22 protein-coding genes are annotated in these 23,130 nt (G+C 43.9%); 10 read left to right on the top strand and 12 right to left on the bottom strand.

Features of this window, described 5'->3' with window-relative positions:
* Positions 1–113: 113 nt before the first annotated feature.
* The gene (locus L0M14_RS20970; protein ID WP_235118525.1) at positions 114–1,397 is read right to left on the bottom strand and encodes a hypothetical protein; all 1,284 of its coding nucleotides are present in this window, start codon (positions 1,395–1,397) and stop codon (positions 114–116) included.
* Between the two features lie 288 nt (positions 1,398–1,685).
* Here L0M14_RS20970 and L0M14_RS20965 point away from each other — a divergent pair, with 288 nt between their 5' ends.
* On the top strand, positions 1,686–2,492 hold the full coding sequence (locus tag L0M14_RS20965; protein WP_235118524.1) for a Shedu anti-phage system protein SduA domain-containing protein: 807 nt from the start codon (positions 1,686–1,688) through the stop codon (positions 2,490–2,492).
* Between the two features lie 446 nt (positions 2,493–2,938).
* Here the strand turns inward: L0M14_RS20965 and L0M14_RS20960 are convergent, their stop codons facing one another.
* The gene (locus tag L0M14_RS20960) at positions 2,939–3,286 is read right to left on the bottom strand and encodes a hypothetical protein (RefSeq protein ID WP_235118523.1); all 348 of its coding nucleotides are present in this window, start codon (positions 3,284–3,286) and stop codon (positions 2,939–2,941) included.
* 104 nt (positions 3,287–3,390) lie between these two features.
* Between L0M14_RS20960 and tnpA the strand changes: the two genes are divergently transcribed.
* The 3 genes from tnpA (at position 3,391) to tnpC (ending at position 5,740) form a co-directional block, all read left to right on the top strand.
* Complete coding sequence (tnpA, locus tag L0M14_RS20955) at positions 3,391–3,762, top strand: IS66 family insertion sequence element accessory protein TnpA (protein WP_235118522.1); 372 nt, start codon at positions 3,391–3,393, stop codon at positions 3,760–3,762.
* A gap of 46 nt (positions 3,763–3,808) precedes the next feature.
* The gene (tnpB, locus tag L0M14_RS20950) at positions 3,809–4,108 is read left to right on the top strand and encodes an IS66 family insertion sequence element accessory protein TnpB (protein ID WP_235118521.1); all 300 of its coding nucleotides are present in this window, start codon (positions 3,809–3,811) and stop codon (positions 4,106–4,108) included.
* A 96-nt stretch (positions 4,109–4,204) separates the two neighbouring features.
* Positions 4,205–5,740 (top strand): IS66 family transposase, encoded by a 1,536-nt coding sequence (gene tnpC, locus L0M14_RS20945; protein ID WP_235118520.1) that lies wholly within the window; start codon positions 4,205–4,207, stop codon positions 5,738–5,740.
* Positions 5,741–5,807: 67 nt separating this feature from the next.
* On the opposite strand, the gene L0M14_RS20940 is transcribed toward tnpC, so the two are convergent.
* The 5 genes from L0M14_RS20940 to L0M14_RS20920 all read right to left on the bottom strand — a co-directional run bounded on the left by L0M14_RS20940 (position 5,808) and on the right by L0M14_RS20920 (position 10,145).
* On the bottom strand, positions 5,808–6,542 hold the full coding sequence (locus L0M14_RS20940; protein ID WP_235118519.1) for a hypothetical protein: 735 nt from the start codon (positions 6,540–6,542) through the stop codon (positions 5,808–5,810).
* A gap of 112 nt (positions 6,543–6,654) precedes the next feature.
* Complete coding sequence (locus L0M14_RS20935) at positions 6,655–6,963, bottom strand: hypothetical protein (RefSeq protein ID WP_235118518.1); 309 nt, start codon at positions 6,961–6,963, stop codon at positions 6,655–6,657.
* 29 nt (positions 6,964–6,992) lie between these two features.
* A complete protein-coding gene (locus L0M14_RS20930) occupies positions 6,993–7,481 on the bottom strand; it encodes a hypothetical protein (RefSeq protein ID WP_235118517.1) in 489 nt (162 codons plus the stop codon).
* Positions 7,482–7,598: 117 nt separating this feature from the next.
* Entirely contained in the window at positions 7,599–9,845 is a 2,247-nt protein-coding gene (locus tag L0M14_RS20925) for a YecA family protein (protein ID WP_235118516.1), read from the bottom strand.
* A 108-nt stretch (positions 9,846–9,953) separates the two neighbouring features.
* Positions 9,954–10,145, bottom strand: coding sequence for a DUF7695 domain-containing protein (locus L0M14_RS20920; RefSeq protein ID WP_235118515.1), 192 nt, complete (start codon positions 10,143–10,145; stop codon positions 9,954–9,956).
* A gap of 125 nt (positions 10,146–10,270) precedes the next feature.
* Between L0M14_RS20920 and L0M14_RS20915 the strand changes: the two genes are divergently transcribed.
* Positions 10,271–11,521, top strand: a complete 1,251-nt coding sequence (locus L0M14_RS20915) for a hypothetical protein (RefSeq protein WP_235118514.1) — start codon at positions 10,271–10,273, stop codon at positions 11,519–11,521.
* A 409-nt stretch (positions 11,522–11,930) separates the two neighbouring features.
* Positions 11,931–12,119, top strand: a complete 189-nt coding sequence (locus tag L0M14_RS20910) for a hypothetical protein (protein WP_235118513.1) — start codon at positions 11,931–11,933, stop codon at positions 12,117–12,119.
* Between the two features lie 111 nt (positions 12,120–12,230).
* Here the strand turns inward: L0M14_RS20910 and L0M14_RS20905 are convergent, their stop codons facing one another.
* The 4 genes from L0M14_RS20905 to L0M14_RS20890 form a co-directional block, all read right to left on the bottom strand.
* Positions 12,231–12,380, bottom strand: coding sequence for a hypothetical protein (locus L0M14_RS20905; RefSeq protein WP_235118512.1), 150 nt, complete (start codon positions 12,378–12,380; stop codon positions 12,231–12,233).
* A 154-nt stretch (positions 12,381–12,534) separates the two neighbouring features.
* Positions 12,535–16,062: a non-ribosomal peptide synthetase gene (locus tag L0M14_RS20900; protein WP_235118511.1), complete on the bottom strand. Its 3,528-nt coding sequence runs from the start codon at positions 16,060–16,062 to the stop codon at positions 12,535–12,537.
* Positions 16,059–16,304, bottom strand: coding sequence for a hypothetical protein (locus L0M14_RS20895; protein WP_235118510.1), 246 nt, complete (start codon positions 16,302–16,304; stop codon positions 16,059–16,061). Before L0M14_RS20895 ends, L0M14_RS20900 begins: the two co-directional genes overlap by 4 nt.
* A complete protein-coding gene (locus L0M14_RS20890; RefSeq protein ID WP_235118509.1) occupies positions 16,301–18,061 on the bottom strand; it encodes a methyl-accepting chemotaxis protein in 1,761 nt (586 codons plus the stop codon). Before L0M14_RS20890 ends, L0M14_RS20895 begins: the two co-directional genes overlap by 4 nt.
* Positions 18,062–18,507: 446 nt before the next feature.
* Between L0M14_RS20890 and L0M14_RS20885 the strand changes: the two genes are divergently transcribed.
* Together L0M14_RS20885 and L0M14_RS20880 are read left to right on the top strand one after the other, a co-directional pair.
* Positions 18,508–19,248: a GTP pyrophosphokinase gene (locus tag L0M14_RS20885; RefSeq protein ID WP_235118508.1), complete on the top strand. Its 741-nt coding sequence runs from the start codon at positions 18,508–18,510 to the stop codon at positions 19,246–19,248.
* Positions 19,249–19,309: 61 nt separating this feature from the next.
* Positions 19,310–19,459: a hypothetical protein gene (locus L0M14_RS20880; protein WP_235118507.1), complete on the top strand. Its 150-nt coding sequence runs from the start codon at positions 19,310–19,312 to the stop codon at positions 19,457–19,459.
* A 90-nt stretch (positions 19,460–19,549) separates the two neighbouring features.
* On the opposite strand, the gene L0M14_RS20875 is transcribed toward L0M14_RS20880, so the two are convergent.
* Complete coding sequence (locus tag L0M14_RS20875) at positions 19,550–20,821, bottom strand: erythromycin esterase family protein (protein WP_235118506.1); 1,272 nt, start codon at positions 20,819–20,821, stop codon at positions 19,550–19,552.
* Positions 20,822–21,441: 620 nt separating this feature from the next.
* Between L0M14_RS20875 and L0M14_RS20870 the strand changes: the two genes are divergently transcribed.
* Positions 21,442–22,368 carry a DoxX-like family protein gene (locus L0M14_RS20870; protein WP_235118505.1) on the top strand — a complete coding sequence of 309 codons (927 nt, stop codon included), beginning with the start codon at positions 21,442–21,444 and terminating at the stop codon, positions 22,366–22,368.
* A complete protein-coding gene (locus L0M14_RS20865; RefSeq protein WP_235118504.1) occupies positions 22,365–23,045 on the top strand; it encodes a DUF4166 domain-containing protein in 681 nt (226 codons plus the stop codon). Before L0M14_RS20870 ends, L0M14_RS20865 begins: the two co-directional genes overlap by 4 nt.
* The last annotated feature ends 85 nt before the right edge of the window (positions 23,046–23,130 follow it).

Genomic DNA, 23,130 nt, shown 5'->3' with positions numbered 1-23,130 from the left:
AGAAGCTGACGGCGACTTACATACAAGACAAAAAGAAAAAACTCCTTTTTTTGCGAGGGAGTTTTTTAATATTAATTCGAAATTTACTCATGATTTTTCTTAAGTAAAGCTTATTACCTGAGATTGGGATAAGGGCTTAAGTCGATCTTCCCACCAAGATTATTTTCCGCTGCCTCTTGTATATCGTCTACCATTCCCGAACATCCATTTGCATTGTATATTTGCTTATTAGAATTCATCACGTTCAGTAATTCTTTAAACTGCTCTTCGTTAAAATCGTCTAATTTCCGTCTGACATGATCAAATCGCATATACCCATCTTGGTAACTACCGGCATTTGAAAAATATTTAATGAGCATTTTCCGATAGTCATCCATCTTATTGACCTGCCTTGCAAGTTCTCCGAATTTATGAAGGGAAATGTTACTAAAATTGCGAGAACGTAAGTACTGTGTTGCACTAATAAGGTGATCCTCCGGACTCCCACTGAGGAACCATGAACGGACATAACGAGAACTATTTCTCTTAATCTCCGCATCCATTTGCTTCTGTACATCTTCATCAAGAAGGGTAAATAGTCGCGGAGATTGATTAAACAAATCAATAATTTTATTTAGTTGTTCTTTATCTAGTGAAACCTGGCTATAGTACGCCGGGTCATCCGTCAAACACTTAATGACTAGATCAGGGTACATTCGATTAATTAACTCAATTGTTCGGGCATTTACATCCCTATTGTCCTCACAGTCCTTGTCATCCAGTCTATAAGTGAATTTCCAGAGTTTTTTAAACAGGCTTACCACGGCTTTCTCATTCATTTCGCCTAAGTACCGCTTCATAAACATTCGATCGTACTCAGACTCATCGTCAGCAAGGTCATAAATCTGAGGCAGTTTCGTGATAATCAGATCAACCAACTTGGCCGTATGAGCGGAGGACTTCGTCAGCACCCCCTCGAGCATGTTGCGAATATGCGCTCGAACAGTCTCTTTATTCGGCGTAAACAGCACATTGTCTTCCGTATCAAGAATATTGGGGTGCGCGGATAAATTGCGATGGTCCTTTAGATATTCAATATTCGCCTTGTCCGATAGCTCGAGGAGCTTGGTTTCCTGGGATATCTTGTCAACCAGCATCATCTCCCATCTGGAGGATGTGACGTCTCTCTTCTTATCTGCCTCCACCTCTTGTAAGATTCTCATCGCACCGGGATCATTTTCACGCTCCACCTGGTCCTTTAGTTTAAATACAAGATCAGAAATAACGACCGCATAGAGAGAAAGAACCGCAGATCTAAAATTCCCAATCGCATATGAACTCATAACCTCACGAAAATATTCTTTCGTTTTAGGGTGTTTAATACGTTCCGATGCTAGGTCTAAGGAATAATCTTGCATAGTTAAACGCTCCTTCGATTAATATACATCTACACTAACATTAACATGTTTTTCATTGAAAACATAATCTCGACCTGGGGATCTGAGAGAAAGAGGAGAGATTCGCGCCCAGCAAGCCGCATTGCTTCTCAAGCTCTTACTATAGTGTAGGGACGGACGAAAGCCCTAGCTGGGTTAGGGAAGATATTATTGTTTTTTATGATACTTTTGGTAGATCCAAATCGAACGTTTAATTGATCCCAATAAAATAAAATGTACTTATAAATCAGGAAGAAGGCGAATTTGCACATGAAATTATTTGATAGGGATTATACCGTACTAACGAGTGAAGAAAAGAGCGAATACGATCAAGTTTTAGAGAGAGAAAAAGTCCGTAAGCTTGGTGAGCTCGATGTTAGAAAAAGCTTATTCAGGGAATACCCCAAAGCTGCTAGACACTTTAAAAGCCTATTCCCGAACAACTATTTAGACATCGTCGACTTAGATAAACGGGAGGAAATTGAATCTGTCGTAGATAAGTTCCTTACCAAATTGGACGATGGTTCGATTAAAGATGAACGTGACGTTGCTAGGTACATTAAGGACGCTAATGCCTACTACATAATCGGTTCCATTTTTAATTATTACGACTTTGGACACCACGATGCTTTTATCTTCCCTGAATTCCAACTTAGCGCAACATTTAAAGTGGATTATTTGTTGATAGGGCAAAATTCAGATGGGTACTCTTTTATATTCGTAGAGCTAGAGCATCCAGATAAGCTAATTACACTTGCTGATGGCGAGCTTGGAGCAGCTTTTAGAAAGGGGATTAAACAAACAAAAGATTGGAAAGTATTGTTGCAGGGAAACTACGCGGCATTTACCCATGAATTAAAAAAATACAAGCACCCTGACATGCAATTACCTGACGAGTTCTATATATTAGATACAACTCGGTTTAACTACGTGGTTGTCGCTGGAAGACGGGAAGATTTAAACGAAACAACCCGTAGAATTCGGCGGGAACACCTTGAAGAGCAGAAAATACGACTTCTGCATTATGACAATATATGCGATACTACCAAAGCTTTGATTGATCAACGTAATTACTAAAAAACGGAAACGCCCCCACATAAGGAGCTCTATGGGATTTTACTCCAAACATCCAGGGATTCCTCAGTCGAAATCTTTCGTTGAACGAAAATTGGTTTCTCTGTCAAAGGGCTGCCAAAGGGGCATCCCTTTGTTTTTGTCGGGAAGACATAAGCGTAAGCGTCAATACTCCTCTCAAAGACAAGGTGGGGGGCTGTTTGACGTTTACATTTATGCATGTTACACAATTCTGCTATCTTCATGCTGTCTTGCGAACCAACGAATTGCTTGGGTTGCAACTACCTTCAAACATCCGGCAAATTCACCTAGTTGGTCTTCAGGGCATTCCCTCCCCTTTAGTCTGTAGTTAGTCTTGGCATGAGCAATCATATTACGAGTGTCTGAGATAGCACTAGCCAGTTCTTCGAGACACGCAGAACGTAATTCTTTATTGTCCCCTTTCTTTTTTATTTCACTAATTTTTTCAAAAAAACGGGAGCAATATCAATAATGTCAGTGAGATCACAACAAGTTTCTACCGTTAATTTAATTGCCTGATGATCCTTTTTATTATTACGATGCTCATCATACAGCTGTTCTAACTCCAGCATGTAAGTTGCATCGGGCTGAAGAACCTTAGGGCTATACAACTTCTTCATTATGGATTCCAGCATTTCTTTTCGTAATACTGTTTGGGAGACAAACTCAATTACCTTCGTGTAATTCAGAATGCGATATTCATTATCTTCGACTTCGTTACATGAATTATAGATCTCGAGCACTGTAGAGATCCCTTTTCCGTAAGCGTCTAACAAGAAGGTGTATTCCAAGGCAGTCTAGATTTTGAGACAATTCCTTTAGAGTAAGTCGTTGGAGTTTTTCGACTCTACTCGAAAAACTCTAATGGGAGTGTGTCCAATTGCAAACTCTAGAAATGAGGAATCGCTATCGGCTTCAGCAGTGGACCGAGATTGTTCGTGACTGCCGTTCCAGTGGTCAGACCGTGGTTCGATGGTGTGCCGAGCACGATGTCAGCGTGAAAAGCTACTATTACTGGCTTCGAAAGATCCGTGAAGCTGCTTGTGAATCCCTTCCTGCCTCCTCATCTCCGAATGAACCAACACTGGTTTCAGTCCCTCCATCTTTGCGGGCGAACCCTCCGCGTTCCGAAGCAAGTCATGAACAAGCGGCGATCATCCTTCGTACGGATGCCGTTACGATCGAAATTCATCAGCATGCGTCTACCTTACTTCTCGAACAGACGCTTCGCATCCTGCAGTATGTTCGGTGACATCTCGAAGGCCGATCAACTGTATATTGCTTGTGGTTATACGGATATGCGAAAATCCATTGATGGTCTTATTCTCGTGGTGCAACATCAGCTACAATTAAACCCGTTTCAGAATCATTTGTTTTTGTTCTGCGGTCGCAAGCGCGATCGAATGAAAGCCTTGTACTGGGAAGGTGATGGCTTCGTCCTGTTATACAAGCGACTGGAATCAGGTCAATACCAGTGGCCCATGGATGCGGAAGCCGTACGCTCGATTACGCCACAGGAGTTTCGGTGGTTGCTGGAGGGGCTATCTATCCATCAGCCGAAAGCTGTCAGAAAGCTGGATTTCACTCCTTCCATCTAAGTCAAAAAAGTGCCGAAAACCCTTGTGAAATCTGGGTTTATACCTGCTTCTATGGTATAATGGTAGACATAGAAAACAGTGAAGGAACGGTAGCTCATGAGCCCCTCGGAACAGCTCCAAAAAATGGAACATCGCATCGGCGACCTGGAAAAAGAGAATAAGCGGCTACAAGAAACCGTGCAATTTCTAACGCAGAAGCTGTACGGCAAAAGCTCCGAGAAAACAGCTTCCCTCCCAATAGGAGTGGAGCAGCTGTCTTTATTTGATGAGGCAGAGACAGCAGCTTCACGCACTGCACAGGAGCCAAGCATCGAGCAGATCCAAAGCTACCAGCGGAAGAAGCATGTAGGTGAACGAGCGGAGCTGCTCCAGGATCTTCCGCATGAAAAGCAGCTATTTCAGGTACAGGACCGTTGTTGTGACGTATGCCAAAGCGAGCTTGTCTTGGTGGGCGAAGAGTTCGTGCGCACGGAAGTGGAGTTTATCCCTGCCCGCGTGCGAGCGATTGATATCTACAGAGAAACCTTGGAGTGCCGGACCTGTCGGAAAGAGGACATGCCTCAAATGAAAAAGGCAGTGACGCCTACGCCGGTCATCCAGCATTCAATGGCCTCCGCTTCCTCTGTGGCATGGGTCATGTACCAGAAGTTTGTGAACAGCATGCCCCTGTACCGTCAGGAGAAGGAATGGAAGAGCATCGGTCTTGATCTGAGTCGGGCAACTATGGCGAATTGGATGATCGCAGCCTCAAGAGACTGGCTAAAGCCATTGGTGAATCGACTGCATGAGTTGCTTGTAGGGGAGCGATATCTTCATGCGGATGAAACGCCCTTGCAGGTGATGAATGAGAAGGGACGGAAGAACACGACTGACTCTTACATGTGGATCTACAGCAGTGGGCAGCATAGTGAGCATCCCATACGAATCTTTGAGTACCAACCAGGGCGAGGGGCGAAGTACCCGCAAGCGTTCCTGAAAGGATTCAAGGGATATCTACATAGCGACGCCTACTCGGGCTATGCGAATCTAACAGGGACGACATCCTGCCTGTGCTGGGCGCATCTTAGACGTAAGTTTGTTGAGGCGTTGCCACCAGAGGCGAAGCAGTCGGAAGAGTCGCTTGCTAGTGAAGGAGTAGCTTATTGCAACAAGCTTTTCGAGCTGGAGTCACAGTTTAAGTCACATACTACTGAAGATCGAAAGGAGCAACGTCTGGTGCAGGAAAAACCTGTACTCGATGCTTTTTGGTCATGGGTAGAAACGGCCAAAAGCAAGGTGCTTCCTAAATCCAAGCTAGGCGAAGCGCTGAAGTATGCGCGTAACCATAAGCAAGAGTTGATGAATTACTTACAAGATGGGAACTGTGTGATCTCGAACAATTTAGCAGAAAACAGCATTCGTCCCTTTACGGTCGGCCGAAAAAATTGGTTATTCAGCGGCAGTCCACGGGGGGCAACCGCAAGTGCAGCGATCTACAGCATCGTAGAGACCGCAAAGGCAAATGGATTGAACCCGTACAAATATCTAGTATATTTGTTGCAGCAGCTGCCAGGGAATGCATTTCGTCAACAGCCAGAGCTACTTGATGCGTGCCTTCCATGGAGTACGGAAGTTCAAAGACATTGTACATAAACGCAGAGCCTGTGGTTATTCATGAACCATGGGTTTTTCTTTTGCCATACACCTGGTTATTAGACGCTTACCCTTTTCCATTCAATAACGGCCGCATTTTTTGCGTTCTCTTAGGAGAATCTGTTCTATCATCATCATCATAGTACTCAAGTCCAGTAATTCGGGTTACCCGCTGAAGATTCAAAGAGAAAGCACTTTGCAGCTCAAAAATGTAGGATTGAACAATATCTTCAAATATTCGAAGATCTAAATCACGGTTGGTTTTGATTTGTATAAATGTGTCCTCGCTTACCACCGGAGGATAATATTTATCATAATTTCCATCTAATGATAGTCGAATACCAAAGCTGGTTAACCCCTGGGCAATGGATACATCAATTTCAGTATCACCCCAAAGCTGATTAATGGAATACTCCTGTTCATCCAGTTTTTCTAATACATTCAAATCGCAATCCACATAAACAAGAAAGAATCGTGGACTTAAAAACTGCTTATTTTCTACAACCTCTCCAACAAGAGCCGTATTCATAGCTTCATAGAAATATCCAAATGTAACTTCTTCATCCTCAAAAACCCTCTGGAGGCCAATCCTTATTTCTGAATCATCGGTAATATAAATTTCCATATCAAAGTGTTCCTGCTGCAGGAATTGTTTTAAATCAAAATCCTCTTGTCTTCGAATCTCATATGAACTTAATTCAATAGACTCAATTGTAAGATCAATACGATTTTCATGACAGAAAGAAAATATTTCATGCAACTTTTTTTCTACTTCCTCAGATTTAAAAATTATTCTACCCACGTGTATCCTCCTCCAGGAATCGATCTGTCTATTTCACGAGTTTGTATCACACAAAAATGTACTTAGTAAAAGCACGTAAGGAAACAGCTCTGTAGTAGGATTGTCCGCCCGATTAGCGTCCCTTTAATGTATCAATAATGTTTTGAAGTTTTAATAATTTTCTAATAAACGGTTTCTGACATGGTGTATCTTTTATCGACTCTAAATTTATAAATAAATTCTCTAATCTGTTCTGATCAAAATATCCATAGTCAAAATGATCCCTGACCTCATCATTATAAAATTTTGACTCATCAAAAATAAAATTAGAGATATCAATATATTCTCTACCAAACGGATCTTTATTAACTAATAAAATCTCGTACTCTTTAGATTCTCCAGAACAAGTGTTATTTGGGTATCTTAAGAATTCATAATGCATAAGTATGTCTGCAATATCTACTTCACGTGTTAAAAGGATGGGGGATCCGTATTCGTACAGGCCTCCATAATCTTTATACGATGTAATGATATTAGTGTAATATTCAATACATTGTTTTTTTCTTTAAGTTGTTTCGACACTTGTTTTCTTTCAAACTGAGATAGTGATCTTTTTATAACTATCTTCCCATTTGAAACTGATGGATGTGAAAGTAGATTTGTTTGTGTGTGATTATACAATTTTGTTAATTCTTTGATAGCTTCATTAATTTCATTTAGATTTAAAATACTAAATGTTTTGAAATAATGGTTCCCTTCAACAAGTCTATAATCTTCTTCAAAACCCGGAAATCTACGAATATTGAACAGGATTTCACTACAATATGATAAGAAAGCTCTCGCAATTTTATGATTATCATTGTTTATATACCCATTCGTAACTAACTTTGAGTTCTCACAGTAATGGCTACCAAAGAACGCTGCTTGTAATACAGGGCTTTTTATTTGGAATTCACTCATATTCTGCTCCTTTGTGTTTGATTGCAATGATAAAATTATTGAAAACCTGGGAGTAATACCTTTGACGGAAGTGTCGATGTGTTGCCGATTAGGCAGTAGGATCAGACATCATAAGTCTTACTTGCCATGACATTTTTTGTATTTTACACCACTACCACATGGACAGGGACTATTCCTAGGGATTTTATTGATAGTTACCTTTTGTCCTCGTAAATATTCCGAAGCAAGACTATCTAGCTGCTCATCATACTCTTCTTCATACCTCATATACGTAGCCTCATCTACGAACCAACGAGTAGAGTCTATATATCTTCCGATACCTATCCACTCATAGTAACATTGTTGATTTTTCTTTAGTTGGCAGTGTGTAAATAACTGTTTAGCCATTTTTTCACGGTCTTTTAGTAGACCTGTTGTAAGTGTAATGCCGACTCCTGACTTGAGGTCATTTGGATTATTGAAAAGAGCCATACTAAAATCATGGAATTTACCATCGACACGTGTCTTATTAGAGATTATATCTAAGTACTTTATAAGATTTTCTCTCGCATCATTACTTAAGTCGAGAAGGTTAATAATGATATTTGTGAAACCAAACTGTCCAAGATCTTCTAAGTCTGAAATAATTTTTTTAAACTGAGGGTTTAGTTTCTGCTCGAGTGGTTGAACAGGCATACCCATAGTTTTAAGTAAATACCTCTGATTAAATTCTGGAGCATAATCCGGGATATGTATTAAGTCATATTCATTCTCATTATCATAAAAAAGATTTGTTTCAAAGTAGTGTGCAAACAAGTCAAGTTCATCGGTAGTTACAATTGTTGACTTGTCGCTTACGCGATTATTTATTTTTACTCTTCTGTGCAAGTAATGTAGAAAATGAGAGGGGGATGTAATACTTTCGGCCATTATTTTTAGATCATTTATATTTAAAGAAACTGGGTATTCATCGTAACTATACATTCTAGCTTTTCCGTATTTTTGCAACATAGTTGCTATTTGACCGAAATTATGAAGTGTCATACTAACTAAGAATATCCTATAATAATTTGCTTTCTCAATCCGTAATAGCTCGTTTCCTTTTCGGTCTCTAAAAATAGGAAGTTCACTATTATTAATATAGTCTCTAGCCCTGTGGGCCTGCACAAATGCACTCTCAATATTGTCCTTAATTATCCGTTCAAGTCTTCTTATGCCCCCTTTTCGTGCACTTTCAGAAAACACGCCACTTTTTGATTCTATTAATAGAATATTTGTATCGTAGATAATGAGACAATCAATTTCAAATTTTTTAAGTTCTCCGTCTGTAACTGACTCATAGAAAAGAGATTGATGTATAGTAGCATTCGGGAAAATAATTTTGAATGCGGAGGCTACTTCAGATTCTAAATATTTACCTTTGTGTTTTTGATATTTTTCCCATTGTTTAGAATCATTCTTCATCTTTTCTTCAATAACTGATTGAATTGCCCACATTAGACTTGAAGGGGATGGCACAATTAGATCATTTTTATATTTAAAAATTGGATTTGCTCTGAAAATGTTTGTATCAGAGGGGAACTTAAAGTTTTCATTGAACGAATGTCCATACTCAACTGAAAAGCAATCAAGAAAAGAATTAAATTTAATTGAATTATTTTCGTCTAAACCCAAGATGTTAGACTCTTGAAAGATCAGTAACCCTCTTAGTTGGTCTAAAGAATATGTTTGGTTTTTGTTACGAAATCTTTGATTTACTCTGATGGAGTTTCGAGAACTATCGGGTGGTAAACTCGAATTAAAAAAACAATCTAATTTATTTGAATAATAATCTGTAATCCTATCAACAAAGATCGTTGCATCTTCAATATTAAAACCTAGGTTATCATCCATCCACTTTTTAAATGGATTGAAGAGTGCTAATAGTTGATACCCTTCTTGATCATAGAATGTATCGCCTCTCACAGTTGAATGGTGAGTTACTAGCGAAGAGATCAAACGGTCTTTTTCACTTTCAGCATCATTGGGAATTTTATTGTGATTTTTATAATGATAAGTGAAGGTCCAATTAGTAAAGTATTTCTCAACTTTACTGGCTAGAGTTGCTATTTGATAAGAATCTAATGTTAGTTTTTCTTCGTTAGCAACATATTGTTCGCGGCTAAGAAGCAACCCTAAGATAAACTCCAACTGACTCAATGTTAAAAAAGAATTTGAGTTACCATGAAAGTCATTAAAAATAATTAATCTAGATGATAGATCTTCCACTAATTTTATTGGGTCGGCTATTCTGATAAGAGAAGTGATTTCGTCAAATAATTCGTTCATTTCTTTGGTTAATCTTTCATTAACCTCAATTAAAATCTGGGCAGGGTCTCTTTTCATATTCATAGCCTCCTTGAGCTTCAGTTCCAACGTTCTTGGAATATGTATATATTTTTCCTTGTCCTAAAATTTAGTAGACTGAAGTTTTACCAACCTGCCAAGGTTGTCCTATTCCTCTGTCCAATCTGACATTTCCTCATAATCTGCTGGTTCTCCCAATCGTTTTAAATAATCGAAACCGCCATCTACCCCTACTTTTTTACAACTACAATATTTAAAATCATGCAGGTTGGTAGATTCGATAACATCTAGGCAATGCCTGCATCTTATAGCATTCCGAACTATCTTTTTATTTAACATTAAGAATGTCTCCCTTTAACTCAAGATTTAAGATTATTATTCCGATGTAGAAATTATAGAGAAATACTAGAACAATACGCCTTATATGTAAAGCACTAGAAATTGATGTGGGTGGTGGTGTAAAGGTGCTAGATGCTGATTTAAATAACATTATTCGAATAAATCAATTTCGTTTCTTTACAGATGTCATGTGGCTTGATTGGAATGGTGGTCGTAAGCAATTTGCGGTTATATCCTTGGCTAAAAAAATTCATTGCAATCCAATTGATGAAGACAATAGCAATATACGATGTGAGGTCAAAGTTATACATCCAGTTTCAGAATTTATCATTAGCCGGTACTATTTTCGTGAGTATGCCACTATGAAAAAACACTCTGACAATCTGATCGGATTTTTGAATTACATCATAAAAAATAGGAAAGCGTTAAATATTACCGCGTTCACGGATCTAAAGCTTTCACATGGGACAAAATTTTTAAACTATTTAGGAAGCGAAAAGAAGGTAAGCCGAGGAACAGTTAAACTATATGAAAGAACCTTAACGAATTTCTACGCATTTCTGTCCGATAAGGGATTGCTTAATGAAGTTCCAAAAAACAAGTTAATACGTAAACAAGATCAATGGGGTAAGAAATTTTACGAGTCACCGTTTGCAGGGGTAATTTACCCAAGCTATAAATTATCGAAGAAAGAACACGCTTTTCCACTTAAATACTTTCCATTACTCTTGGAGATTGCAATACAAGAGTTGTTTATGGATAAGGATATCAGCATCTGGTTAAATACGATCCTGTTCAGTAGCCTTCTTTATGTAGATCCTCGTACTGCAGTGGAGACGTTTTTGCAGACATCTGCCAAGCGGCATTCGCTCAGATCGCCGGATACCTTCACGAACCGCAAAAGCATGAAAAAGGCACTGGACTATATCGCCGTTGGTCTGAATTCGGGCTCGATCGTGTATTCCCGGCGGCTCGCGCAGTTGATTTTATTGCTGTTGTCCGCTTCCATAGAAAAAACCATTGAGATTTTCCATGCGCTCGGTTTGGAAGACAAAGCAGAGCTGAAGTTTAAAGTATCACTGCTGACACCGATCTGCCACAAGATGCCGGGAGTAGGGCTTTTAATTATCAGGGAGCTACTAGCAAGAGGTGATATTCCTGGGAACATCCGCTTATCGTTGTATACGGTGCTTTCGGTTATTCGCGGAGGGTATATCCCTGATGCCCTCGAACTGGTGGAATACCTGCGAAGGGTGGAAACGCATCCTAGCGGTATACGAAGACTCGATCGAGTTCTGCAGAACTTATACCGGGCGGAAAAAATCAGCAAAGCCGGATCAGGTGTAGATTACATATCGACTAATGGAATGGGCTGAAATGTCACTGATGTTTGTGGTTACGACATCCTAAAATCAGTTGAAAAGATCTATTAGAAGTTATTATGGAATAACTAACTGGGACGTTTATTCAACGTCACTATGGAGTTGGATTAATAGCAATAAGTAAAATAGGATCGAGAAAGATCAATGTCGGACAAGAGACACTTAGGTGGAGAATCACTCCTTCAGAGTAAGGGATTCTTGGTTTAACAGTGCAGCAAGATGAAGTTAAGGGACAATTTACAAGGGGTATCCTTTAATATGTTCAATAAATATTTTATGTACATATCTATTCAATAACCTGATACACAGAATTAAAAACAGTTATGATGTAATTTTCACATTATGTACAATAATTTTTACGGAGATAAATGGGATTATTGATGGTAATGGGCGGACGGCCCGCTTGCTTATGAATTTGATTCTAGCTCAGCATGGCTATCCCCCTGCCGTGATTCGTCAGCAGGATCGTGCCAAGTACTATGAAGCCCTTCGTTCTGCCGATGAGTCAGGTTCCTTGGCCGAATTAACCTTACTTATTGGGGAGGCAGTGGATCGAATGCTGGATGATTACATATGGGTGCTTGGAGAATGAGCATTTTAGGTCCCTGATTAGGTCCTTTAGGCAGAAAATCGGATATTGAAATAAAAGTGCCGAAAAATCCAACGGATTTTATCGACACTTTGAAAAAGGGTTCCTGCTTTTCTATGCTCCACGCCGTCTCTGTCTGCCGCGTCCGCCCTGGACTCCGTCCAGTTCTTTTTCCGATAATTCTTGCTCAAGATCCTGTAACTCAATTTCCTGACTTTCTGCCTGGGTTTCTTCCTGTTGGACTGTTTTTTGATCCTCGGACATATAGACATAGCCTCCTTCGGTGAGATACAGCTAGTTTAACATGGTCATGAAGCTCGTTATAATAACCCGAAAGAGGTATTTTATCCCCATCCCATCGTCCCTCTACGATCCAAGGACCGTTGATCGAAATCCGCCTTGTGCCGACGATCCGTTCTTAGACGTCCAGCATTTCCCTGACAGCATGGAAGTACCCCTGGGACACTGCTTCCTCAAACATCCGCCGTATAAAAGCAAGATCAATCACAGGACAGGTAACCCCTGTTCCTTTTAAATAAGCAACCGTTTGCGAGGAGTCGAATGTGTAAGGCGAATCTTTGGCACCGTCTCCCTCCAGGTAAGCCATGGCTAGTTGTAGGCCTTCCTGATGCTTGTTCTCATGAAGATCGAGCAGCCATGATGTATAATCAGCGGGATCAACAAGATCCACCATGTATCCAAGCTGATTGATCATACCTAACAATTCATCGTAGAAAAGCGGATTCGGATTGCAGATATGGAACATACGGCCTACGGTATCCGGCTTAAGCGCGAGTACAGTGATCGCTTGTCCCGCGTAATCGATAGGGGTGAAATCGACCTTCCATCGTGCGCGCGGTGCACGCTCGAGAAGAAGCATGGCTTTCAGCATCCGATAGAAAGCATTTCCGTCGATATTGCGTTGAAAGCTTCCTGTCAATGAATCGCAGGTTAAATTGCCGGGTCTGTAAATCGTAACGGCCAGCCCCTCGTCGGCAGCGGCAAGCACCATTTTTTCCGCTTCCAATTTGCTTTCCGTATATACACCTTTCACATGAAGCTCTTCAGGAATCCGTTCGTGCTGAAGTGCTTGATCCCACAGCCCCAGCTCAGCCAATTCCTCAGGGATGCCTATCGTTGAAATATAATGGAAGCGGACACCCGGTTTTGCTGCAGCCAGCTTGAGCAAAGCGGCCGTTCCGGCAATATTAGTCCGTTCAAATTTGCGGCGATCACCAAAATGCCTGACGTCGGCAGCCGCATGAATAATGGCGTCGATATGTTGGACCAGCATCTCATAATCCTGACTCCGCTCACACAGCTCATCGCGATCCAGATTACCTTCGATCATGATCACCCGGTCATTCATCAGCTCCAGCACTTCACTGCCGAAGTAGTGGTGCATGATTTCCAAAAGGCGCTGCGCTCCAACTCCCGGTTGAGACCCCCGCACCAAAGCATAGATAACCGTGTTTCTGCTCATTCTTAAGAGGTCATACAAAATGCGTGATCCCAGAAAGCCCGTCCCGCCTGTAAGAAGTACATGACGAGGTTCGGCGTAGGAGAGCTTCCTTACCGATTCCATGCCGAATTCTAAGGGATGTTCGATAAGCTCACGGAAGTTCTCTCCGTCCCATGCCGAAGAAGGATGGGGCTTTCGATCATCTATGCTCATTTCGTCTTCGCGGGCTTCATGGCTATGTTCCTCCGCGTTCTGGAGTTCATCAAGATGCTGGGCAAGTCGTGTCAACGTTGTATATTCAAATAAATTGCCGAGCGTCAGCTGCGGATATTCCGGCTTTAAATAAACTTGCATCTGAATGACATTCAGCGAATCGCCGCCTAATTCGAAGAAATCGTCGCTTTCGGCTACATGCCCGAGCTTCAGCAATTTTTTCCAAAGCTGCGCGATTTTCTGTTCGGTTTCGCTCAAAGGCTTGGCATCAACAACAGGGTCCATGCTGTCATTTGCATAGTCATAGGTTGCAAGCTGTTTGCGGTCTACTTTTCCAGTCGGAGACAGGGGCATCACGTCGATTTGACGGATCCATCTCGGCACATAATAGCTGGGCAGCTTGCTGCCCAAATATTCTTTAATCGCCCCATCTTGGATCGGGCCGCCATCTTTTGACGTGAAGAATCCGATCAGCATGGTGTGTCCCTCTTCGTCCTTACGAGGAATGACGGCTGCATCTCTGATATCCGGGAATTGTGTGAACGCATCTTCGATCGCTCCGATCTCAATGCGGTGTCCGCGAATTTTCACCTGATGGTCACGCCGTCCTACATATTCGATCGAACCGTCACTCAGCAGCTTGACGATGTCGCCGGAGCGGTATACGTTTTCCCCGGGGTTAAAAGGACTGTCGATGAAGGCTGCCGCCGTTTTCTCCGGCTGGTTCAGATACCCCTTTGCCATGCCTATTGTTGCAATATACAGCTCCCCGGGCACATTGACCGGACAAAGCTGGCCTTCCTCATTGGTAATATACACCCGATAATTGCGTAAAGGACGGCCAATGGGAATCTGGGCCACCTGCTCGGGCACATCACCAACAACCTTGTGCATCGTCGCAACCACCGTACACTCGGTTGGACCGTACAGATTATAAATGTCAATCCGCTTACCGAATCTCCGCTGAAAAGCACGGACGAGTTCACCGTTAAGAGCTTCTCCGCCTACCATGACAAGCTGGACCTTCTCTAGCTTTCGATATCCGCTGTCGGACAAATAGGAAATCAGCTGGTTGAAGAACACAGTAGGAAGAATGGCAATTTTTGTTGTGCCTGTCCGTTCAACCGCACTGGCGAAGGCTTCCACCGAAACGCGTTCCTCCCGGGATAAGAGATACAAATGAGCGCCGTGGAACAGCGCAGCCACGGTATCCCAGACCGAGGCATCGAAGCTGTAAGTGGCATATTGCGGCAAAACATCGTATTCATTCATGGCAAATTCGCTGCCAATGACACTCCCCATATTGACAACGCCCTCATGCGCGAGCATCGTCCCTTTGGGCTTGCCGGTTGAGCCGGATGTATAAATCACGTAAGCCAGCTCACTCGGTGCGATGCCCACGTCCGGGTTATGCGCAGGATAATCCTCCAAGTCTGAATCAACCGCAATCATGTCCCTAATCGTAGTGACCGAATTTGAAAGCGCATGTGCTTTGCTCAAGGATTCCGCGTTAGCAAGAACGATCGGAGCCCTTGTATCCTCCAAAATATAGCGCACGCGTTCCTCTGGATGTTCCGGATCAACGGGCACATAGGCGCCGCCCGCTTTCATGACAGCGAGTAGACTAACAACCGTTTCGATGCTGCGCTCCATATACAAAGCAACAAATTGGCCTTTGCGCAGTCCAAGCTGCAGCAGCTTGTGCGCGAGACGGTTTGCCCGAGCGTTCAGCTCCTCGTAGGTGTAGCAGCCTTGCTGCGAAGAGACGGCAGGACGGTCGCCAAACCTTGCCGCTGACCGTTCAAACATACCGTGGAAGGTTGCATCCTTCGGATAATCGGCTTCGGTATGATTGATCTCCTTATAGAGCCTTAGATCGTCGTCCGTCATAATATCGACCGCTCCGATCGAAGTCGCGCTGCGGAATAAAGCTGCATGCAGCAGCTTCAGATAAGCAGCGGTAAATCGATCCAGCGTAGTCTGGAGAAAGACGCTTTCATCGTAGTTAACCTGAATCTCCGCAAAGTTGTCCGCGTGATGCCACTGCCAAATAAGCAGCGGCTTCTCCTGTTCCAGCAGTACAGAACCGCAATTGAAGATCAAATCTTCATTTTCCAGCGCTAGAGCACCTTGGTTTCGAGCAGCCAGTTGAAGCTTGACCGCATCAATCAGCCTATCAAAGGTAAGCCCCTTTTCGAAGGAAACGGCAATCGGTACAGACTCTCCGTATTCAGTGATGCCGAGGAAGCCGATTTCATCCTCACCCGTCATCCGATACAGCCATGCGGCAAACGTGGCAAAGTGAATCGCCGTTTGTCGGCCGGGTGCACTTTCAGCCTGATGAAGAAGTTGCTCGCAAACTTCTGACCCCAGCTTTCTTTATACGTAGCGACACGATGCGTGCGCTGTTGGCTTGGGAAATCTAGAGGCAGCGTGAGCGGATATCTTTCACTCATACTGCTGAAACTTTGGGTAGCATCCTGTTGTTTGGAAGTATTCTGCTGCGGAATCATGGTTGTTCCTTCTTTACACGAAATTGTGCAGTAAGCTGCTTTAATTCATCCGCAGTTGATGATAATTGATGCGTCGAGCGGGCAATTTCTTCTACGGACTGCTTCTGTTCGTCAATTGAGCGTGTCATTTCAGTTGCATTCGAAGCTGTGGACTTGGCGGAATGAGTAAGCTCTTCCGCCGATGCAGCGATTTGCTCCGTGCCAGCCGACATATCTTGGGCTGCCGTCGATACTTCATGGATGCGCTGCGACACCTTCTGAATAGCCTCCAAAATATCCCCAAACAGGCGTCCTGTTTCACTGGCGACCGACATCCCTTGTTCAACAACCTGTTTGCCGCTCTGCATCGCATCGGTCGTCTGACCGATCTCATGTTGAATTTCTTTGATCAGTTCCTCAATTTGTTTGGCCGACTGCTGCGATTGCTCAGCCAGCTTACGAACTTCAGATGCGACTACCGCAAAGCCGCGTCCGTGCTCGCCGACACGAGCAGCTTCAATGGCTGCATTGAGTGCGAGGAGGTTCGTCTGGTTCGCGATACCCGTAATCATACTGAGGATGTTTCCAATTTCTTGGGAGCGGCGGTCCAGAATCGTAACAGATTGAGACAAATTGCCGACAAATTGGTTGATTTGCTGCATTTGACCGGTCATGTTTTTGACCACCGTATCGCCTTTTTCCGAAATCTGCTCGACAGCCTGCGCTTCAACCGCCACAGACGAGGAGCTATGCGCGACCGTCTGCACAACTTCAGCCATGTCGGAGATGGCACGTGAGCTCTCGAAGCTCGAATTTTCCTGGTACTGAATACTTTTCGCAATTTCTTTCACACTGCTGTTGATGACTTCGGCATGCTCGTTATTCCGATTGGATGATAGGTTGAGCTCTTTAGCCGAGGCCGCAAGCTGATGAGAGGCCTCTTGAATGCTTACAATCGTTGCATTCATATTGGACACCATCTCGTTAAATTTCTCATTCACTCTGCCAAGATCATTTTTGCCAGTTGGAATTCTGATGTCCAGGTGCCCTTGGCTTACTTCGTCAATGCCATGGATCAAGGCTTTGATCGGTTGGAACGATCTTCGAATGACGATGATTTGAAAGGTCAGGATGATGATCAAAAAGCCGGCGAGCAAAGAGATGCCGTAGATCAGCAGCTTATGTAGGCCTTCAGGAATCGCCTTTGCGTCTATATCGACCGCGTAATAAGCATAAATTTTTCCGTTTGTATCTTTAATCGGATAGGCGATGGTCGTCCAAATCCCGTAATCGTCTTGATAGTAGTCTGTCAGCGTCGGAGTTCCTGTCGCTAGCAACCGCTTCAACATATTTGCTACGACAACCGGCTGTTCATAAAGATCGCCTGCCATGAGCTTCGCTTCCGTAAGCTCTTCAGCAACGTGAGTTGGCATTGCGATAATGGACGTTTTATTGCCGTCTTGAAGCTCTGTCCCGAAAATATAGGCCTGGGCGACGCTTGGATTGTATTGGCTGACAAGATCAAGCTGCTTGCGGATTTCTGCTTGGACGGGACCTTGATAGTCCTTTTCTTCTTTAGCCTGCATGACCTGCTTGGAGTCAATTTGTGCCGCCCAATTTCCTGTGACGGTTTTAATTTGGTTTTGAAGCTGGCTGACCAAAATATCTTTCTGCAAAAAGTAACTGGAGACGATGAGCACGGCCCCGATCAGAACAATGTTGAACGACGTGAAAAGAAGATTTTTCGAGAAAAAGGACATGGCAAAAAAACGTTTCATGTTGTTGACCTCCGCTGAAGTTGTTATGCTGTCACGGTACATATCATTCTGCTCTTTCGCTCTCTTTACCTCCCATTTATATCTTGGTTAATTATTCCTGACGGCAATCTGAAGGAAATCGCTTGGGTCATTGCATGGCTAACGAAAGGCGTATAAATAGCGAAGCATTCTGTAACACAATTGGAATATTTCTGATACAAGCGCTTAACATCGATGGGCTATACTACTTACATGACCCCCTTTTTATATAAAACATTTGAACCTGGGCACCGTTGCCTGGGTTCCTTTTTTTTGCGCGGACGAGACCGAATGCAGCTGCATGTGTTCAAACACATGTGTTGATTCGGCCGAAGCATATAAGCTCCTCGTCAGTTTTGCAATGCGGCAGCGCTAACGTATACAATGTAGCTATGCGGGAAGCAAAGCGGTAGTGGAGGGAGAATAAGATGGACCAGCACCCAATGGCTCAATTGAAACAGTTCAAATACGAGTTAACTCGATTTATGATGATGTATAAATTTGCTTTGGCCGAGATGGAGACCCGGATTGAAATTCTGATGGAGGAATTCGAGTTTCTGCATGAATACAATCCGATTGAAAATACGAAGTCACGCTTGAAATCACCGGAAAGCATTATCAACAAGATGATGCGCAAAGGCTACGAAATTTCAATGCCCAACATCCGGGAAAACATCAAGGATATCGCGGGTCTGCGGATTACTTGTTCGTTTATCACCGATATTTATCAAATTAAGGACATGCTGGAGAAGCAGACGGATTTGAGAATCGTGGAAGAGAAGGATTACATCAAGCACCAAAAAGCGAACGGCTATCAAAGCCTTCATCTGCTTATGGAAGTTCCTGTCTTTATGTCGGATGGACGCGAATACGTATGTGTAGAAGTTCAGATCCGTACGATTGCCATGGATTTCTGGGCCAGCCTGGAGCACAAAATTTATTACAAATATAACGCGGAAGTGCCGGATCAGCTGCTGCGGGAGCTGAGGGAAGCTGCGGATTCCGCTTCTGCGCTGGATCGCCAAATGGAGCGGCTGCATAAAGAGATATCTGATATTAAAGAGGTTCAGGCAGAGGCCGCCGAGGTGCAGAGCCATGAGATTGTCATAAATAAGCAGCAGTTTGCGCTTCCGCCTGCCATTATGAAACTATTTGGAGAGGGTACCTAGCACGCAATAACGGAGCTGTTCTGAAAATGAAGGGGATCTCTCGAATAACGTCGGAAGTCATTTGGTTCTTCATTCCTCGGCAGCCACACAGGATGCGGCCGCTTCGCTGGAGCAGCCGGCAGCATCGTTAGCGCGAATGAGCGCCTATGCCGGTTCGCTGCACAGCATGGCAGAGAGCCTGAAGCAGGGCACGCAGACGTTTAAGTGCTAGGAGTCTGTCCGATGGATGCAGTCGAAGGTATAAGCGGTCATTACTCCGCCCGACAGACTGCTAGAATGAAAAAAGTGCTTGTGTGAGAACTCACACAAGCACTTTTTGTATATGCAGCGGACGAAGCGCATGGCTCTCGTCGATGTAGATGAAGGCGTCGTAGCGCCGCGCCACGACGGTCGGCACGTAGTTGCCGCGCTCGTATGCCGCGCGGTAGACGACACCGATGGCACGATGACCGAGCGTCTCGTGTCCCAGCATCGGATCCTCCTTGTCCAGCAGGAGGATCCGGTCGCGCGCGCCTGCACGGTGCAGGAGCTCCTCCCAGCTGCCGCGCTGAGCGGGCGGCACCTGCATCGTCGCCAGCGGCGCGCCCCAGCTCGTCGCGGCAATGACCGTGCCGCGGTACGTGCCGAAGCCGATGACGAGCACATCGGCTTCACCGTGCGCTTCGCGCACGAGCTGGCCGACGTTGACCATGCCGTCGGCCAGCATGTCCGTCGCACGGGCGTCGCCCACGTGCGTGTTATGCGCCCAGACGATCGCCTTGGCGTCTGGGCCGTGGAAGTCGGTCAGCCGCTGGAGCGCGCTGACCATGTGGCGGTCGCGGATGTTCCACGACTCCGCGTCATGCTGCACCATCGTGCGGTAGTAGTCCTCCGCATGGACCGCTGTCAGCGCATTCAGCTCCGCGCTGAGCGCCGCTTCGCGGTCGTGGCTGCCGAGCCGCACGCGCTTATCGTGAAGCTCGCGCAGCAGCTTCACGACCTCATCCTTGCAGCTTTCTCCGTAAAAAGCTGCCGACACGCCGTAGTACTGGCCCTCCCGCTCGTAGGACTCGAAGCATTCAAAAGCTTCCCGCGCCATCGCCAGCTGCTCCGGCGTTCCCTTTTCCGCTAGATAGCGTTCGATTTCCTCTATGGACTCCCAGAGCGAATACACATCCAGGCCGTAAAATCCGACCTGCTGCTCTGGAGGCTTCCCGGTGTTATACTGTCTCAGCCATTCCACCAGCTCCTGCGTCTCTTCATTGGCCCACATCCACGTCGGCCAACGGTCAAACGCTTCAAGCGCCTCGCGAGCCGTGCTCTTGGCACCGGGATACTGCTTGATATAACGGTTGACCTCATAACATGCCGGCCAGTCGCCTTCCACGGCGATGAACTGGAAACCTTTCGTCTCAATCAGCTTACGGCTCAGCTCCATCCGCCATTTATAAAACTCCGATGTTCCATGGCTCGCCTCGCCCAAAAGAACGTAGTGCTTATCCTGCACGGCATCGATCAAAACATTCAAGGACTCTGCGGATTCCAGCGGCAGCGCCTTTTCCTCGATCTGCTTCACAATCCATTCTTCATTCATAAATAGGGGTAATCTCCTGTAATCAGTATGGGGAATACTTTGGCTGTACAGGCCTAGTATGCTCAATCGCCTAAAAATTGTTGCGGTTCTCTACGTACGGAGCGCCCCATAGGCAGGAGTTCATTTTATAGAAATATTTTGTAACACAATTGGAACATTGCCGTTACGCTCAGTTAACAATCATGGGGTATGATTACTTACAAGACCCCTTTTAAATATAAACTCTTGGACCTGACCCCGTTGGTTAGGTCCCCTTTTTTTGTTTGGGGAAAGGAAATGCTTACCGTATGGGCGATCTCTGTACCATTGTAAGTGAAAAGTCGGGCTCAAATCACAGATTGGGCGGTTTCTGGTCGGCGGACACAAGGGCTCTTAGGATACAGTAGGCTTTTTCAGTAGGTTTTCTAGTGCTTCTGATGCTTTTAATTGCATGTTTGGCATTAGATGCGAATCTCGAAATGAACTTTGTGCTTCAAATCTAGGGAGCAGATCGCCACGGCTGGCAGCTGCTCCCTTTTTCATTGACGAACAAGCAGAGTAACGTAGCAGTTCCTTCTACTTTCAGATTAAGAAGGAGTTAGTTGGAATTTATCGAAATAATGTGGAAACAGGAGGTAGTCATGATCAATAGAAAACCCATTTATGTAGAAATTCTTATGAAGGTACCAATGGAAACATTGTGGACATATACGCAAACACCTAATTTGCATCAACAATGGGACTTAAGGTTCTCAGAGATTACATATATTCCCAAATCCAATGAAGAACATCCCCAACGCTTTTTATATAAAACCAATATCGGTTTTGGGCTTTGTATTGCGGGAGAAGGCGAATCGGTAGGTAACAAAGAGAAAGACGGCATTATGACCTCTACCCTGAAATTCAGTTCATCTAATCCCATTTCGCTAATATCTGAAGGAGCTGGCTTTTGGCGTTATGTGCCTACAGTTGATGGAATCCGTTTCTTAACAAGATATGATTACAGAACTCGTTTTGGCGCATTTGGCATATGGATCGATAGATTCATATTCCGACCGATAATGGGGTGGGCGACAGCATGGAGTTTTGACTGTTTGCGTCTTTGGCTTGAGCAGGGGGTCTCTCCATCTGTATTGATCAGGCGTTCTATTTCGGAGGTTATGATAACAACAAGCTTATTCAGCATTTGGGTGTATCAAGGACTTGTGCCAAAGCTGTTAGTTCCGGATTCGGGGGAAATGGACATTTTAAGGAGTATTGCAGGTATTGCCGATTACGGAAGACCACTCCTGACTTTAATGGGATTAGGAGAAATTGTAATCGGAATCTTGTTTCTTATTTTGAGCGGCAAAAGGCGAAGAAGACTGCATAAATTGAATATCATGGTTTTAATTCTTCTTGGATTAAGTGCGGCATCACATCCAGCGACCTATATAGCGCCTTTTAATCCAATTACTCTGAATATAGCGATGATAGCTTTATCGATAACCAGTCTACTAAACGCAACAGAGCTTCCGATTGCTGAAAGATGTCTCCGAAATTCACCTGAAAAGGGTAACCAAACATGACCTCAATCTACGAAAAAGCCCTCGGTGAAGATTTTGCCAAGCTCCACCCTCAGATCCAAAAAAGATTTAGCTTCGGAAGCGAAAATCAAATAGCTTCTATTGGAAAAGGAGTTATGGAACATGTTTGGTATGGTAAATGGTTTACAATTCCGTTTCTGGCACTAGGTACTTGGCGAAACATCCTTTTTCCTCAGAGAGGTAAGCATATTCCTTTCACGATCGAGAATTACGCATACAGGGATAGCTTTGGGCGAGAGACTGTTACTTGGATTCGAACATATCAATTTCCAAACCGAGTCAGACGTTTTGATGCTACGATGATTTACAGTGAAAAACGACATAAAATTATTGATTATTTAGGTACTCACCAGCATTTGGCAGTGGAAATCGATATGTTTGTTGCGGAGAATGGCGGAATGGGGCTACGTTCTGGGAAACAATTTTTTTATGAGGGGATTCTAGGCTTTCGGTTTCCAATGATATTCTCCGGTTATGCTGATGTCTGCGAGTGGTACGATGATGAAAAAGGAAAGTTCCAAATTAATGTGCAAGTGAAAAACAAATTTTTCGGACCGCTATTTGGTTATCGTGGATCCTTTAATGTTGAATACGTCCCCATAGATAAACGCGACATTCCTCAACACGTGAGGCCAGTGCGGGAAGAGAGACGTGAGTAACTTGTTAGCAAAGTTCTTGTGTATATATTAACAACTAGGAAAAGGAAATTATTATGAGATCAGTAGTGAAGAAATCAGTGATTAT

Origin of the sequence: Paenibacillus hexagrammi, assembly GCF_021513275.1 — a bacterium.
GTDB lineage: Bacteria > Bacillota > Bacilli > Paenibacillales > NBRC-103111 > Paenibacillus_E > Paenibacillus_E hexagrammi.
This window is presented reverse-complemented; position numbering and strand designations above follow the sequence as displayed.